The sequence below is a fragment of the Bacillus altitudinis 41KF2b genome (genome assembly GCF_000691145.1).
GTDB classification, from domain to species: Bacteria; Bacillota; Bacilli; order Bacillales; family Bacillaceae; genus Bacillus; species Bacillus altitudinis.
In genome coordinates this window covers 105965-119525 of the sequence record NZ_ASJC01000005.1, presented here as the reverse complement: position 1 = coordinate 119525, position 13561 = coordinate 105965, and the positions used below count along the sequence as shown (strand labels likewise).

The following is a 13561-nucleotide window of genomic DNA, read 5'->3' as shown; positions in this document are numbered from 1 at the left end:
GATAGGATAAGCGTATTCATAAATACGCTTTCAGTCAAGTCATTCAACGTGTTTGAGTGTTTTCAATATATTGTTTCAACTTTAAAAATTGGTCATTTTGCGGATCTTGTTTTAATGCTTTTTTGATGAATTCGTCTGCTTCCGCTGTCTCGCCTTTTTCTACATACAACAACGATAAGTGATACAATTTATTCGGCTCATTTGGATCTTTTTCAAGCGACTTTTGCAAATACTCAATGGCCTTGTCAAGATGTCCAAGCTGCGCTTCGGAAAGCGCATATATATGAAGTGCTTCAGCTGAGGCATCCTTTTGCTTTACATATTCCTCTAGACGCTGACTTGCTTCGCTATAGTGCTTTTCATCAAATAAACTCGCTGCCTCGCTAGTTGCCGCCGCTTCTTTTTGATCGTCTGAATGAAACCCTGTATACAATCCAAAGCCGCCAATAAGGAGGAGAAGAAGACTAGCAAGAAGCATTTTGACAGGCTGAAACTGTTTAGGAAGACGGACCGCTAAAGCGGCTAAAAATCCCCCAGCGAGCCCCCCAAGATGCCCTGCATTATCAATCCCTGATACAGTGAAACCTATCCCTAAGTTGATGAGGATAATCACGATAATATTTGTCCCCATCGTACGAAAGAAGAGCTTCCGGTTAGAAATCGCTAAATATAACAATGCGCCTAAACAGCCAAAGATCGCACCTGATGCTCCTGCTGCGATGGCTGTATTAAACACAAAGCTTGCTATGGAGCCAAAGATGCCGGAAATTAAATAAATGAGCAAAAATCTTCCTGAACCATAAATTCTCTCAACAGCCGCTCCAACGGACCAAAGAGCAAATGTATTAAAGAGTAAATGCGTCAAACCAATGTGTAAAAACATAGGTGTCACAAAACGCCACCATTCACCCTCTAAAATCAGCATATTATTTTTCGCACCAAATGCTGTTAAAGTGGCTGTATTGGTACTTCCACCAGATAATTCAAGTAAAAGAAACATCACCACTTGAACTGCGATTAACAAGTAGGTAAAAATCGGTCTGCCATTTTGAAAAACAGCCCGTTCTCGTTCACGCTGCTTCTCCTGATCTTGAAATGCCTGAAGCACGTTCATTTTAAGCTGCATCACATCTTCGGCTGTATCTGCTTTCGCCTCTTCTACATCAATCGAAAGTGATGTATTCAGCCATTTTTGCAGCTCGTGTCCATCGTTTTGAAGGGTTTCTTCATTCAGTAAAACAGGTGTCACCGTCACCTTTTGCTGTTTTTGCGGTTGACCGTTTATGTCTTCCCAATCATCTACTGGATGATCAGCTGTAAATTGTAGCTGCAGGAGATGGAGAGAACGTTTACGCATGGCTTCTCTCAACTGATTCATCCGAAAGGCCTGCTCTTCCATATCTCGAACGATCTCCTGTCTAAAATTCACATCTCTTCTATAGAGACGGATGAGATCATATCCTGAGTTTCGTGGTGCTTCAAAAAAGATTTCATCTTCTGGGTACGGACTTTGAATCATCTCGTATCCTTTTTGTCTGAGTTCATCAATCACTCGCCAAAATAGACTATCTATGACATTCATTCATTCGCGCTCCATTTTTTACATTATTATAGCAAGAATTACTCTTATACGCATTTCTCAACAAAAAAATCCCGGCTTTTGCGGGATTAGAATGCTTGGCGAATAAATTTCGTCCGAAAATATGGGATTTTCATCAGCCATTTAATAAAAAAGTGACGCACTTGGTTTTGACCTAAGATCAAATTCATGAGCCGATAACGATTTTGCACAAGAACGAATGCAAACAGTGTGAACACAATGCTCCAAATCATTTTATTCATCATATTCCCTCCTATGTTCGTATCGTGGCTTAAATAGGATTTGTTTATGCATGAACCATCGTTTTTATCACTTTGAATGGTTCCTTTCATTAGCCAGCCTTCACAATCTAATCCCCTGTTCTTTTGATTGAATATAAAAAACCTCTTCACCCTCTGATTGATAACAGGAAACATCAAATTGATGAAGATCCACTAAATCCTTGAACGTATGAGGTAGCTTACAATTCGCCTCTAACTTTTCCATCTTATGAGGGAAGTAATTGTCGTTCGGATTTGGCGTATGAACATATACGGCGTCTAAACCAGGGTCATGTTCGTGAATACAAATCCATGTTTGGTATGGCTTTTTAAATGCTTCAAGCTGCTTTAGCAGCCTATTGTATAAAGCGATATGAGCTTTTATATGCTCTCTTCTTATTTTTAAGCTATTTTCCCCAACTCCAGAAAAATCAAGGTGCGTATGCCAAAAATAAAACCATGAATCATGATCGAGTATTAGGTCACAAGTATTCACTTCCTCCCACACATTGCGGAAGTATCTTTTCTTTCCACGAAATTTTTTCAAAACGAACCTCCTATCAGCTAAAATGCCATGACTCTAATGAAACGCCAAAAAGCCCGTTCAATGGGCAAGCAGCGGACTTTTACTTTTGATATAACAGACCTTTTTCACTGACAATCATAGACACCGATATGTCATGCGCTTCAGCCGGCACATACTCGATTTGCTGTAATGACAGACAAAGGGCAATGGTTACACCGTGATAGTCCGCTAAGTAGCGGTCATAATAGCCGCCCCCAAATCCAATACGGTAGCCTTGTTGATCGAAGCATACCCCAGGAACAATGATCAAATCGATTTCTTCTTTATGTACAGCAGCCGACACCTGAGGGTCTGGCTCTGTTAGCCCAAAGTAGCGGGATATCATCTTCGTTTCCGGTGTATATTCATAAAACGTCATCTCTTTTGTTTCCGGGAAACAGGTCGGTACACATACTGTTTTCCCCTCCTGCCATGCTTTTTCAATCAGAGGCATTGTCGGTATCTCTTTTCCTCTAGACATAGTGAGCGCAATCGTATTTGCATGTTTCCATGCTGGCAGCTGAAACAAGTGCTCATGAAGGAAAGCGGTGCTTCGCTCGAATTCCTTAGCACTCATCTGATCAAGCTTAGCTAATGTTTGAAGACGAAGCTCTTTTTTCACACAGATCATCTCCCATCATAAAAAAACAGCAGGAAAATTCCCTGCTGCTTACTTTGTTTCACGATGTAAAGTTTGTTTTTTATCACGTGAGCAATACTTTTTGAATTCAACGCGATCTGGATTGTTTCGCTTATTCTTTTTAGTAATATAGTTACGCTCACCGCATTCAGTGCAAGCTAGAGTAATATTTACGCGCATGTTTTTCCCTCCAAACTAAAATCAATTCACATTCAGACCTAACTATAATACCACTTCTAGCTAAGGAATGCTAGAATGTTTTTTCACCAATTTCATTTTTCAATGCATTCCACCCGCATCCTGATCCATATTGTCTGGTCATGTGATGAAAAATCGCCTTCTCCCCTATAAAAACACGTTCTTTGTCGTACTGTATACATGAGAACCCCTTCTTTGTTCCACAGCTTTTTTTCATCTGATCCGTCTTCTTTTATTTTAACAGCGGGCAAGGTTTTCGTACTCAGTTTACCTATAAAAAGAAAAATGATGAAAAAAAGGTGATTTTTTCAGCAATTCCTTTTGAAACTAGCTTTTTTATGGTATAAAAAAGAAGGGTCGAAAACTGTCTGAAACAATCATGAGAGCCTTTTTTGGCTTTCAGCATTAAAATATGAATAAAAGGTGATGAAACATGGAAATTGCAATTATCGGATTGCTTGTTGTCAGTATTGTACTGATCGCATTCTCATATTTTCAAAGAGAGCCGATTAAAGAAGTCGAACAGGAACTTGAAACACTTCAACTATCTGCAATGCAAGAAATCTATAAACTGAAAAAGAAAATGAAGGTTCTTGAAGAAGAATTGCTTGAAACAAACATCGTTGTCCGCAAGCATTCAGAAATTGATCCATCTATTGCAAGACAAATCATTTCAAAGCATCAAAATGGCATGTCTCCTGAGGCGATTGCGCGCGCTGAGCATGTATCTGTAGAAGATGTGAACATGATCATTAAAGACAACGAGAGGGTGCTTGTATGACGAAAAAAAGCATCCAAACGTTTGCAGCAGGTATGATTCTTGCAACTGGTGTTCTGGCGATCGTCTTTTTCCTTACTGGAAAAGATGAAGCGGCAGCTGATTCTACAACAAAAGAAACCCTCGCAGCAAAAGTGACAGACACTGACGTGAAAAATTACTTAGACTCTAAAAAAGAAGTCTCCGTCAGCCGTGAAACATATCAACAACTTCTTGATTATAAAGAAAAAGCGCTGAAAGCAAATGAAGACGGCGATTCTCAGAACGATAAACAAACAACGGACAAGCCAAAAGGCAAAACGGTTAAATTCGTGATTAAAAACGGTATGAGCACAAGTGATGTTTCAGACATGCTTGAAAAGGACGGAATCATCAACTCATCTAAAGATTTTAATGATTACGTGATAGACGCAGGCTACCATAAAGAAATTCGTGCCGGCAAATTCAATTTAAAAACAGGTATGACATTCAAACAAATTGTCAAAGCCTTAACAAAATAACATCAAAAAACCCCCTGGCGGCATTGACCTCCAGGGGGTTTTTGATTATCCAAATCGTCCTGATATATAATCATTTGTTCTTTGATCATTTGGCTCTGAGAACATCACATTCGTATCATTGACCTCAACAAGCTCGCCCATCAAGAAGAACGCTGTTCGGTCTGATACCCTTGCCGCTTGCTGCATATTATGCGTCACAATGGCAATCGTATATTTCTCTTTCAATTTCATGATTAATTCTTCAATCTTTAATGTTGAAACAGGATCAAGCGCAGATGTTGGTTCATCCATTAATAGAATATCCGGGCTTGTGGCAATGGCTCTTGCGATACAAAGACGCTGCTGCTGACCGCCGGAAAGACCTAATGCAGGCGCACTTAATCGATCTTTCACTTCATCCCAAAGGGCAACATCACGAAGCGCTTTTTCAGCGATTTCTTTCAATTGCTGCTTGCTCTTCACCCCGTGAATTCTTGGCCCGTAGACGACATTATCAAAGATAGATTGAGGGAATGGGTTTCCTTTTTGAAAGACCATTCCGACGTTTTTACGCAGTTCCACTAGATCGACACGGCCTTTTAAAATATTGTCACCGTTATACATCATATCCCCGGTGATTTTCACACCTGGCACTGTTTTGACCATGAGATTTAAGGTCTTTATAAATGTTGACTTTCCGCAGCCGGACGGACCGATAATCGCTGTGACCTCATGCTCTTTAATGTCTAAATCAATATGCTTCAGTGCGTGATGTTGTCCGTACCAAAGGTTCATATCATTCACACGAAACACTTCTTTTTTGGCTGTTTCAGTTGCTACTGCATTCATCAAAATCCACCCGCCTTATCCGAATCGACCATTAATATAGTCTTCTGTTTTTTGCTGCGCAGGACGTGTAAAGATACGTTCAGTCGCATCGTATTCCACTAGATCACCGTTCAGGAAAAAGGCTGTATGATCAGATACACGTAACGCTTGCTGCATATTGTGTGTGACAATGACAATCGAATAATCATGTTTTAATTCCGATAATAGCTCTTCAATTTTTGCATTTGAGATCGGGTCTAAGGCAGAAGCCGGTTCATCTAATAAAAGCACGCTAGGTTTCATCGCAAGGGTACGTGCAATACAGAGGCGCTGCTGCTGGCCTCCTGATAATGATAAGGCAGAGCGGTGCAAGCGATCCTTGACCTCATCCCATAGCGCTGCCTTTGTTAAGCTTTCTTCTACCGCATCATCAAGCACTGATTTCCTTTTTTCACCCGCATATTTTAGCGCATGCGTAATGTTGTTGTAGATGGATTTAGGAAATGGGTTTGGCTTTTGGAAGACCATTCCGATTTCTCTTCTTAAATTCACCACATTAATACGGTCATCCAAAATATTTAACCCTTCGTACATGATCGCCCCTTCACTTCGTGCACCTGGAATTAGGTCGTTCATGCGGTTAATGCTGCGTAAAAAAGTCGATTTTCCGCACCCTGATGGGCCGATTAATGCAGTAATTGCATTTTTTTCAATTTCAAATGAAATTTGATTGACTGCTCTTTTTTCACCATAATAAATACTTAAATCCTGCACCTGTAGAATCTGTTCCGCTTGAAGTGGAGCCTTTTTTGCTGCAATCTCTTTTTTTTCTGCTAGCATTTGAACCATATCCCCTTCACACCTCTCACTATTTATTTTGACGTAAGCTTCTTATGAATAAATGAACCAAGCCATCTAGCTGCTAAGTTGAATACTAATACAGAGAGCACAAGTACGGCTGATGCACCATTTGCAATGGCCTCTGCATCTGGAATAATCCCCTGTGTATTGACGTTCCATATATGAACGGCTAATGTTTCTGCCGGTCTAAAAATATTCAGTGGTGATGTATCGGAGAAAGGACTCCAGTTTGTAAAATCAAGACGCGGTGTTGAAAGACCTGCTGTGAAAAGAAGAGCAGCCGCCTCACCGAAAACTCTTCCCGATGCTAAAATCGCTCCTGTAATAATGGATGGAATCGCACCTGGGATCAGAACCGTCTTCACTGTATGCCACTTTGTCACACCGAGCGCAAGCGATGCTTCCTTTTGATCCTTCGGTACAGATCGAAGTGCATCTTCTGTCACCCTGACCATCACTGGCAGATTAAAGACAGTCAGCGCAAGGGCTCCTCCGATGATCGTATAGCCCCATCCTGTTAAATTAACAAACATCAGCAAACCAAACATACCGATGACGATCGATGGCAGAGACGATAACACTTCAATACATGTACGAATAAAATCAGTCACTTTGTTTTGAGGTGCATATTCTGCCATGTACACCCCACCGCCCACGCCAAGAGGCACGGTAAACAGCATCGTAATAAATAGAATGTAAAACGAGTTAAACAGCTGATCCCTAATACCGCCGCCAGAACCAATCGCACTTGAGCGTGTAGTCAAAAAGTCAAAATTTAATTCTTTGGCACCGTTGAAGATGATATAAGAAAACAAGCCAACAAGTATCGCCGTAATAATGGCGGCACATAATCCAAAAACAATTGTGGCAAAACGATCGGTCATTTTGCTATTCATTAAATCTTCCTCCTAGATGACAAGTATCTGATAATGAGTATGAACATAAATGATACAACTAGAAGGACAAGTCCCATTGACCAAAGTGTATTGTTTTCAACACTTCCATACGTTGTATGTCCCATGTTTAACGTAATAATGGTTGTTAATGTACCAGCTGTGTCCATAATACTTTCTGGTAGATTACGCGTGTTTCCAATGACCATCTGAACGGCAAGGGCTTCTCCAAATGCTCTTGCCATTCCAAGCACGACTGCTGTCATTAATGTCGGAAGCGCTGCCGGTACAAGAACACGTCTGATCGTTTGCCATCTTGTTGCGCCTAATGCATACGATCCCTCACGTAAACTTTTTGGAAGTGAAGCCATTGCGTCAGTTGCAATGGATGTAACAGTTGGCAGAATCATAATAGACAGGACAATCGTTCCTGCTAAAACACTGTGCCCTGAACCGCTTGACTTGAAGTGTCCAATAAACGGCACCAATACTGTAAGACCTATGAATCCGTAAACAACGGATGGAATCCCTACAAGCAGTTCAATCACTGGCTGGAGAATTTTCCGTCCCCATGCAGGTGCAATTTCTGTCATAAAGATCGCTCCTGCGATGCCTAGCGGTGCTGCTATAAGTGCTGATAGAAGCGTGACAGCGATTGAACCAAAGATAAACGGAAATGCGCCGTATTGCGGATTTTCTGCTGTAGGGTTCCAATTGATACTGGTTAAGAACTCAATTGGGCTTACACCATTTACGATGAAAGATTGTAAACCCTTAATGCCAAGGAAGATTGTGATGGCAATTGATACAGCAATCATTAAGAATGCGCAAAATTTCACCAAAATACTTCCTCTTACTTCATCCATTTGCCTATTTTTTTTCGAGCTGATCAGTCGATCGCTCGCTTCTGTATGTTCTATCTGTTTCATCTTTTTCTACACTCCTATGAATGTCATAAAAGGAAAAGTGAAAAGCTCCACTTTTCCTTCATCATCAATTCAAGACCTTTTACTTATCTGTTTGTTTGCCTGTTGCGTCTCTTTCTACTTTCATATTAGAGACTGAGATGTAGCCTTGGTCTTTCACGATTTCTTTTTGTACTTCGTCACTCATCAAGTAATCTAAAAATTGTTTTGCTAAACCGTCTGGCTCACCTTTTGTATAAGAGTGCTCGTATGCCCAAATTGTATATTTACCGCTTTCTACATTGCTTTCTTCTGGTTTCACACCATCAATGCTAAGCGGTGTAATTTTGTCATCTGTTAAATAAGAGAATGCTAGATACCCAATCGCACCTGGTGTTTCTGCAATCAACTTTTTCACTGTGTTTGAAGAATCCTCTGTGATTCCTTCTGCAGGTGTCGCGCCGTCAAGTGCATATTTCACAAATGTTGCACGAGTTCCTGATGAGTCTGGTCTGTTCACAAGTGTGATTTTTTGGTCTTTCCCGCCAAGCTCTTTCCAGTTTTTGATTTTACCAGTGAAGATTTTTTTCAATTCGTCCTTTGTGATGTCTTTGACACCAACTTCAGGGTTAACAGCTGCGGCCATTCCAACAACTGCTACTTTGTGGTCTTTTAAAGCTTTTGCGTCGATTCCGTCTTTCTCTTCTGCGAATACATCTGAGTTCCCAATTTGTACAGATCCTTCTGATACTTGAGAAAGTCCTGTTCCTGAACCGCCGGCTTGTACTTGAATATCGGCTTTTGGATGTTTATCCATGAATTTTTCTGCTGCCGCAAGAACTAAAGGCTGCATCGCAGATGATCCTGAGATGGTAATGGAACCTGATGCCTCATCTTTGTTTGAAGCATTTCCTTTACTGTCTTTTGAATCTCCGCTTGAGCTGCTGTTTCCGCATGCTGTGACGAATGCTAACAATGCGATAGTAAGGAAAGTAAGCAGCCATAATTTGTTCTTTTTCATTTCAAGAATACCCCCTGAATAATTTGTCCTACGAGTAATACATTAAAGGTTCTTTATTAATTTCGTTTAAATGGAATGTTAAGGTTTTGTAAATGTCGAAGATTTGTAGAGAAATTGCGGGGTTTTTTATGATTTTTGTCAATTTATATCGAAAAGTTTGAAGAAAATATAAAAAAACGCCCACAAAAAGTGAGCGTTTTTACCTAGAATAGGTCTAGTTATTTGTTTCTGCTTCATTTTCAATTTTGTTTTTGTTCTTCGCTTGTGTATCATTGCTTTCCTGTTTTGATTTCAGTTCAAAGTACTTGTCTAATACTTGTTCACCAATATCATTTGTAATCGGATAGCGCTGGTTGTAATCTTGATACACCCAAGGCACGACAACTGAAATCGCTACTTCTGGATTATCAGCAGGCGCATACGCAACAAGTGTTGTGTTATACGTCGGTGTGCCGCGTTTGCTTTTAATCGGGCCGTCATAGAATGATTGAGCGGTCCCTGTTTTGCCAGCTGGATTGTATTTTTTGTTGCCAAAGTTCGAATATGCTGTCCCTCTTGGGTTCTGCATCACAAGCTTGAATCCTTGCTGTACGCGTTTGATCTCATCACTTGTCATATCGAGCTTATTCAGTACATCCGGCTTGACGGACTCTGTTACAGCCCCAATGCCTCTTTGCGGATCTGGCTCTCTCACTTCTTTTACGAGCTGAGGACGTAAACGATAGCCGCCATTGGCAATCGTTGAAACGTATTGCGCCATTTGCAGCGGTGTAAACGTGTCATATTGTCCAATCGCATAGTCAAGTAAAAGACCGGATTGTGTAGACGTTCCACGATAGCCAGTTGCTTCGTTTGGCAGGTCAATACCTGTCTCCACTCCAAGACCAAATTTACTAAAATTGTAACGGAACGTATCAAACGCCTTTGTATCAATTGGGAGCGGCTGATTCTTACGATATTCCCCTTTCCCAATTGCAATCGCTGTTTTAAACATATACACGTTTGATGAACGTTCTAGTGCGGTTAAATCATTAATGAGTCCCATATTTTGATAGGATTTTTTCGGCGGTGACTGAGCGATATAGAGCGGTTCATCGTATTGGGTGCTTCCAATGTGAAGGACGCCTGTTTTATAACCTGTCAGTACCGTTGCCCCTTTTACTGCTGATCCCATCGCATATGATGATGTCATCGTTCCTAGTGCATAGTCATCAAATTTGTATGTCCCATTCTTATTGGTAATCTGTTTACCCGCAATCGAGAGCACTTCCCCATTTCTCGGGTCCATCATGACAACAAACGCACGATCAAGAAGTTCTGTGCCGCCTCTTTGCTTCGCACTTTTCAAGTTCTTTTCGATGATTTTTTCCACCGCTTTTTGCAGCTGAATATCAATCGTCAGCACAAGGTCTTTTCCGCTCTTTCCTTCTGTTAACACTTTAGAGCTTGTGACATTGCCTTCTTTATCCGTTGTACTTTGTTCTTTTTCTTTTTGACCTTGCAGGACATCTTCATATTGATATTCAAGATAGCTTTTTCCTACACGATCATTTCGGCTGTAGCCGAGTGATAGATAATGTTCAAGCAGTGACGACGGAAGACCTTCATCACTTGAAGACACACTGCCGAGCATACTGCGGAGCAGTCCTTTATAAGGATAGCTGCGTGACCAGTCTGTTGTGACATCTACACCTGGCAGCTCGTCCAAATGCTCAGAGACGTAAGCAATTTCACTTGGTTTAACATCTTCGTTTTTAATGAATTGAGGCGTAAGTGCATAGCCTGCATCCATTTGTCTTTTAATCGCAAGCACTTGCAAATCTTTTTTCGTCAGTTGATTTAATTCCTTGTCTGTGATGCGTTTTAGCTGGAGCTCGTATAGTTTATCATCAGAGACCTTTTCGTCACCCTTTAAATCGGCTTCTTTTTGAACAAGCTTTTTCGCTTCATTCGGATGGGTTAAGATCCAGAAATCTTTTTTATCACGATCTGTGATTTTCTTCGTACTTACATGAATCATATCTGCTAATTTTGTTGCCACTTTGAGCCGCTCTTCTTGTGAAGTCGTCGAGGTTCTCGTATATGTAATGGCATTTAGCGCTTTATTGCTGACAATCGTGTTATAGTTTCGATCATAAATTTTTCCGCGCGGAGCAGATGAGCTGACATTTACGTCTTCTTGTTTTTCTGCCTGCTTTTTATAATCTTCTCCATTCACAATCTGCACAAAACCGAGTCTGACCACAACACCGGTAAAAATAATAAACGCAGCTAAAAATAATAAATTCAGCCGGATCGGAAGTGTTTTGCGCCCTTCCTTCGCGTCTTTTTTGTTTTTCTTGTTTCTCATCACATCACCTTTTCTATCAAGAAAGAAATGGCACCCCTTTTTGTGTATAAAAGGTGCCATCATCATTTTAGCGGTTTTTCTATCATTTATCTAGAAATTTGATGTTCCATTGGTAAGAAATTTTACCTTTCTCCCTTCATAAGGTTCGTTTGAGAAACAGGCTTTTGACCGTCAGCCTCTTCTATATCAGCTGTTTTCTCTTTTAAATGAATGTCCTTTACAAAATAATAAATAAGGGTGTGCCCCGCTCCGAGTACGACAAGTGAAGCAGGAATCCCAAGCCGATCGCCCAGTAAGGTGACAGATAAAAGAAAAAAGACAATCGAACAAATACGCCCGGCATTTAAAAATAGTTCTCTGACGACAATATATTCAATTCGGGCTTTTCTTGCATATCTAGCATGACCGATGACATCGTAAGTTAAAGAGACATACGGAACTAGCAGAAGCGGGTAGCCGATCGCAATGGCTACAGCGTACATAAGCAGTGATACATAGGACAAGTGAAAGACGATTAAAAATAAAGCGCCGTATAAAATAAGCCCGCCAAACATAATCGCTTTTTTGCGCCATTTTTTCTTAATCAAACGAGTAGCAAAAAAATAGGCAAAAAAGGCAACACCTGAATTGACTAGACCAAATGTGCCTAAAGCAAGCTCACTGTTTGTTGCAATAAACACAAAGACACTGATTAAAAAGACAAACACGCCTTCACGGAGCCCCTGAAAAAAGTGAGCAGTTGTGATCTTACGCCAATTCTCGTCCGCATGGCGCTCTTTCCAAATTTGCTTAATGATAAATTTTCCTTTTGATTGTCTCCTCTTGAGGAAAAAACTCATCACAACCGCTAGTGAAAACAAAAAAAGCGATAAAGTGAAAATCACTGTATAGCCTGTATCATCCGTTAATTGAGAAATCACAATTCCTGCAATGAGCGGCCCGATCATACCGGCTGTAGAGGTAAGCACTCCTAAAAATCCATTAAAGAAATCCCTTGTTTCAGGTTCAGTAATCTCAAAAGTGAGCACGTTAAAGGCAAGCCAGTAAAAACCATAGCCGATTCCAAGCACACTGCCTAATAACACGAGCCGAGCTGCCGCTTGCTCTCCTGCCATGAGAACAATTAAGTAAAAAGCGGCTAAGAAGATGACACCGAAACGAAGGACAAATGCACGATCTATTTTTTTAGCGAGCCGTCCAGCAAATAAAAAGGTAATGGGCTGAAGGACAACAATCGCCAAGTTATAAATCGCAAGGTCTGTAAATCGCCCAGACTGTTTCCATAAATACACGTTCACAAACGTATTCGAAAGCGCAATCGCAAGTGCGTATAATCCGCCAATCGTGAGGAGGAGCAATAAATCTCTTGTGACATCCATGTCCCCGAACATTTTCTTTAATCTGCTCATATCATTCATTCTCCTTTTCTACACAATAGTCTGTCTCATCAAAAGGCAGATATGTAAAAAAAGGAGGGAAAATATAAAAAGACCCGCTCTCAGAGAGAAGCAGGTCTTTTCAAATCAAATCATTTATTTAGCTTCGCTGTAAAGGCGAGCCACTTCATCCCAGTTCACAACATTCCAGAATGCTGAAATGTAATCAGGACGACGGTTTTGGTAGTTTAGGTAGTAAGCATGCTCCCAAACGTCTAGTCCTAGGATTGGTGTTTTTCCTTCAGTTAAAGGAGAATCTTGGTTTGGTGTGCTTGTGATTTCAAGTTTGCCATTGTTCACAACAAGCCATGCCCAACCAGAACCAAAGCGTCCTGCAGCTGCTGCAGCGAAATCAGATTTGAATTTTTCAAATCCGCCTAATTCTTTTTCGATCGCATCTGCAAGTTCACCAGTTGGTGCGCCGCCACCGTTTGGTGAAAGAAGCGTCCAGAATAATGAGTGGTTCGCATGTCCTCCGCCATTGTTACGTACAGCTGTACGAATGTTTTCAGGCACAGAGTTCAAGTTAGCCACTAGCTCTTCAATTGATTGATCTTCAAGAGCTGATACACCTTCGATTGCTTTGTTTAAGTTTGTTACATAAGTGTTATGGTGTTTTGTGTGGTGAATCGTCATTGTTTCCTTGTCGATATGTGGTTCTAATGCATCGTAAGCATATGGTAATTCTGGAAGTTTAAAAGCCATGGTTAAATTCCTCCTTAGAAATGTATGTACTGAAATGCTTCC

General features: G+C 40.8%; 15 protein-coding genes. 2 read left to right on the top strand and 13 right to left on the bottom strand.

The genetic code is table 11. The annotated features are described in order from the left end of the window. Nucleotides 1-43: 43 nt before the first annotated feature. The 5 genes from BA79_RS10750 to rpmG form a co-directional block, all read right to left on the bottom strand. Nucleotides 44-1582 (bottom strand): rhomboid family protein, encoded by a 1539-nt coding sequence (locus tag BA79_RS10750; protein WP_017367601.1) that lies wholly within the window; start codon nt 1580-1582, stop codon nt 44-46. Between the two features lie 86 nt (nt 1583-1668). Further along, nucleotides 1669-1842, bottom strand: a complete 174-nt coding sequence (locus BA79_RS19455; RefSeq protein ID WP_017367602.1) for a hypothetical protein — start codon at nt 1840-1842, stop codon at nt 1669-1671. A gap of 100 nt (nt 1843-1942) precedes the next feature. Next, the gene (locus tag BA79_RS10745) at nt 1943-2407 is read right to left on the bottom strand and encodes a hypothetical protein (protein ID WP_007501250.1); all 465 of its coding nucleotides are present in this window, start codon (nt 2405-2407) and stop codon (nt 1943-1945) included. A 79-nt stretch (nt 2408-2486) separates the two neighbouring features. Beyond that, nucleotides 2487-3047: a 5-formyltetrahydrofolate cyclo-ligase gene (locus tag BA79_RS10740; protein WP_035702759.1), complete on the bottom strand. Its 561-nt coding sequence runs from the start codon at nt 3045-3047 to the stop codon at nt 2487-2489. Between the two features lie 48 nt (nt 3048-3095). Further along, nucleotides 3096-3245 (bottom strand): 50S ribosomal protein L33, encoded by a 150-nt coding sequence (gene rpmG, locus BA79_RS10735; RefSeq protein WP_008360061.1) that lies wholly within the window; start codon nt 3243-3245, stop codon nt 3096-3098. A gap of 451 nt (nt 3246-3696) precedes the next feature. Here rpmG and BA79_RS10730 point away from each other — a divergent pair, with 451 nt between their 5' ends. Both BA79_RS10730 and BA79_RS10725 read left to right on the top strand, forming a co-directional pair. Continuing rightward, nucleotides 3697-4044, top strand: a complete 348-nt coding sequence (locus BA79_RS10730; RefSeq protein WP_003217285.1) for a hypothetical protein — start codon at nt 3697-3699, stop codon at nt 4042-4044. Continuing rightward, on the top strand, nt 4041-4541 hold the full coding sequence (locus tag BA79_RS10725; RefSeq protein WP_008342335.1) for an endolytic transglycosylase MltG: 501 nt from the start codon (nt 4041-4043) through the stop codon (nt 4539-4541). The genes BA79_RS10730 and BA79_RS10725 overlap by 4 nt, the downstream gene beginning before the upstream one ends. 45 nt (nt 4542-4586) lie before the next feature. Here BA79_RS10725 and pstB (BA79_RS10720) read toward each other — a convergent pair whose 3' ends face one another. The 8 genes from pstB (BA79_RS10720) to sodA all read right to left on the bottom strand — a co-directional run bounded on the left by pstB (BA79_RS10720) (nt 4587) and on the right by sodA (nt 13519). Continuing rightward, nucleotides 4587-5369, bottom strand: a complete 783-nt coding sequence (gene pstB / locus BA79_RS10720) for a phosphate ABC transporter ATP-binding protein PstB (protein WP_017367606.1) — start codon at nt 5367-5369, stop codon at nt 4587-4589. Between the two features lie 15 nt (nt 5370-5384). Next, nucleotides 5385-6197, bottom strand: coding sequence for a phosphate ABC transporter ATP-binding protein PstB (gene pstB, locus BA79_RS10715; protein ID WP_007501258.1), 813 nt, complete (start codon nt 6195-6197; stop codon nt 5385-5387). Between the two features lie 23 nt (nt 6198-6220). Next, the gene (gene pstA, locus BA79_RS10710) at nt 6221-7105 is read right to left on the bottom strand and encodes a phosphate ABC transporter permease PstA (RefSeq protein WP_007501259.1); all 885 of its coding nucleotides are present in this window, start codon (nt 7103-7105) and stop codon (nt 6221-6223) included. Beyond that, the gene (gene pstC, locus BA79_RS10705) at nt 7105-8031 is read right to left on the bottom strand and encodes a phosphate ABC transporter permease subunit PstC (RefSeq protein WP_017357999.1); all 927 of its coding nucleotides are present in this window, start codon (nt 8029-8031) and stop codon (nt 7105-7107) included. Before pstC ends, pstA begins: the two co-directional genes overlap by 1 nt. A 79-nt stretch (nt 8032-8110) precedes the next feature. Then, nucleotides 8111-9028 carry a phosphate ABC transporter substrate-binding protein gene (locus tag BA79_RS10700; protein WP_007501261.1) on the bottom strand — a complete coding sequence of 306 codons (918 nt, stop codon included), beginning with the start codon at nt 9026-9028 and terminating at the stop codon, nt 8111-8113. Between the two features lie 214 nt (nt 9029-9242). Further along, nucleotides 9243-11378 (bottom strand): peptidoglycan D,D-transpeptidase FtsI family protein, encoded by a 2136-nt coding sequence (locus tag BA79_RS10695; RefSeq protein WP_035702956.1) that lies wholly within the window; start codon nt 11376-11378, stop codon nt 9243-9245. A 122-nt stretch (nt 11379-11500) separates the two neighbouring features. Beyond that, nucleotides 11501-12787 (bottom strand): MFS transporter, encoded by a 1287-nt coding sequence (locus BA79_RS10690; RefSeq protein ID WP_008342348.1) that lies wholly within the window; start codon nt 12785-12787, stop codon nt 11501-11503. Between the two features lie 123 nt (nt 12788-12910). After that, nucleotides 12911-13519, bottom strand: coding sequence for a superoxide dismutase SodA (sodA, locus tag BA79_RS10685; RefSeq protein ID WP_007501264.1), 609 nt, complete (start codon nt 13517-13519; stop codon nt 12911-12913). Nucleotides 13520-13561 lie beyond the last annotated feature (42 nt).

Excerpts from the sequence above, each read along its gene's own strand:
- rpmG (WP_008360061.1), bottom strand. The coding sequence starts at position 3,245 with ATGCGCGTAAATATTACTCTAGCTTGCACTGAATGCGGTGAGCGTAAC.
- pstB (WP_007501258.1), bottom strand. The coding sequence starts at position 6,197 with ATGGTTCAAATGCTAGCAGAAAAAAAAGAGATTGCAGCAAAAAAGGCT.
- sodA (WP_007501264.1), bottom strand. The coding sequence starts at position 13,519 with ATGGCTTTTAAACTTCCAGAATTACCATATGCTTACGATGCATTAGAA.
- BA79_RS10730 (WP_003217285.1), top strand. The coding sequence starts at position 3,697 with ATGGAAATTGCAATTATCGGATTGCTTGTTGTCAGTATTGTACTGATC.
- pstB (WP_017367606.1), bottom strand. The coding sequence starts at position 5,369 with ATGAATGCAGTAGCAACTGAAACAGCCAAAAAAGAAGTGTTTCGTGTG.
- BA79_RS10750 (WP_017367601.1), bottom strand. The coding sequence starts at position 1,582 with ATGAATGTCATAGATAGTCTATTTTGGCGAGTGATTGATGAACTCAGA.
- BA79_RS19455 (WP_017367602.1), bottom strand. The coding sequence starts at position 1,842 with ATGAATAAAATGATTTGGAGCATTGTGTTCACACTGTTTGCATTCGTT.
- pstA (WP_007501259.1), bottom strand. The coding sequence starts at position 7,105 with ATGAATAGCAAAATGACCGATCGTTTTGCCACAATTGTTTTTGGATTA.
- BA79_RS10690 (WP_008342348.1), bottom strand. The coding sequence starts at position 12,787 with ATGAGCAGATTAAAGAAAATGTTCGGGGACATGGATGTCACAAGAGAT.
- BA79_RS10695 (WP_035702956.1), bottom strand. The coding sequence starts at position 11,378 with ATGAGAAACAAGAAAAACAAAAAAGACGCGAAGGAAGGGCGCAAAACA.
- BA79_RS10725 (WP_008342335.1), top strand. The coding sequence starts at position 4,041 with ATGACGAAAAAAAGCATCCAAACGTTTGCAGCAGGTATGATTCTTGCA.
- pstC (WP_017357999.1), bottom strand. The coding sequence starts at position 8,031 with ATGAAACAGATAGAACATACAGAAGCGAGCGATCGACTGATCAGCTCG.
- BA79_RS10700 (WP_007501261.1), bottom strand. The coding sequence starts at position 9,028 with ATGAAAAAGAACAAATTATGGCTGCTTACTTTCCTTACTATCGCATTG.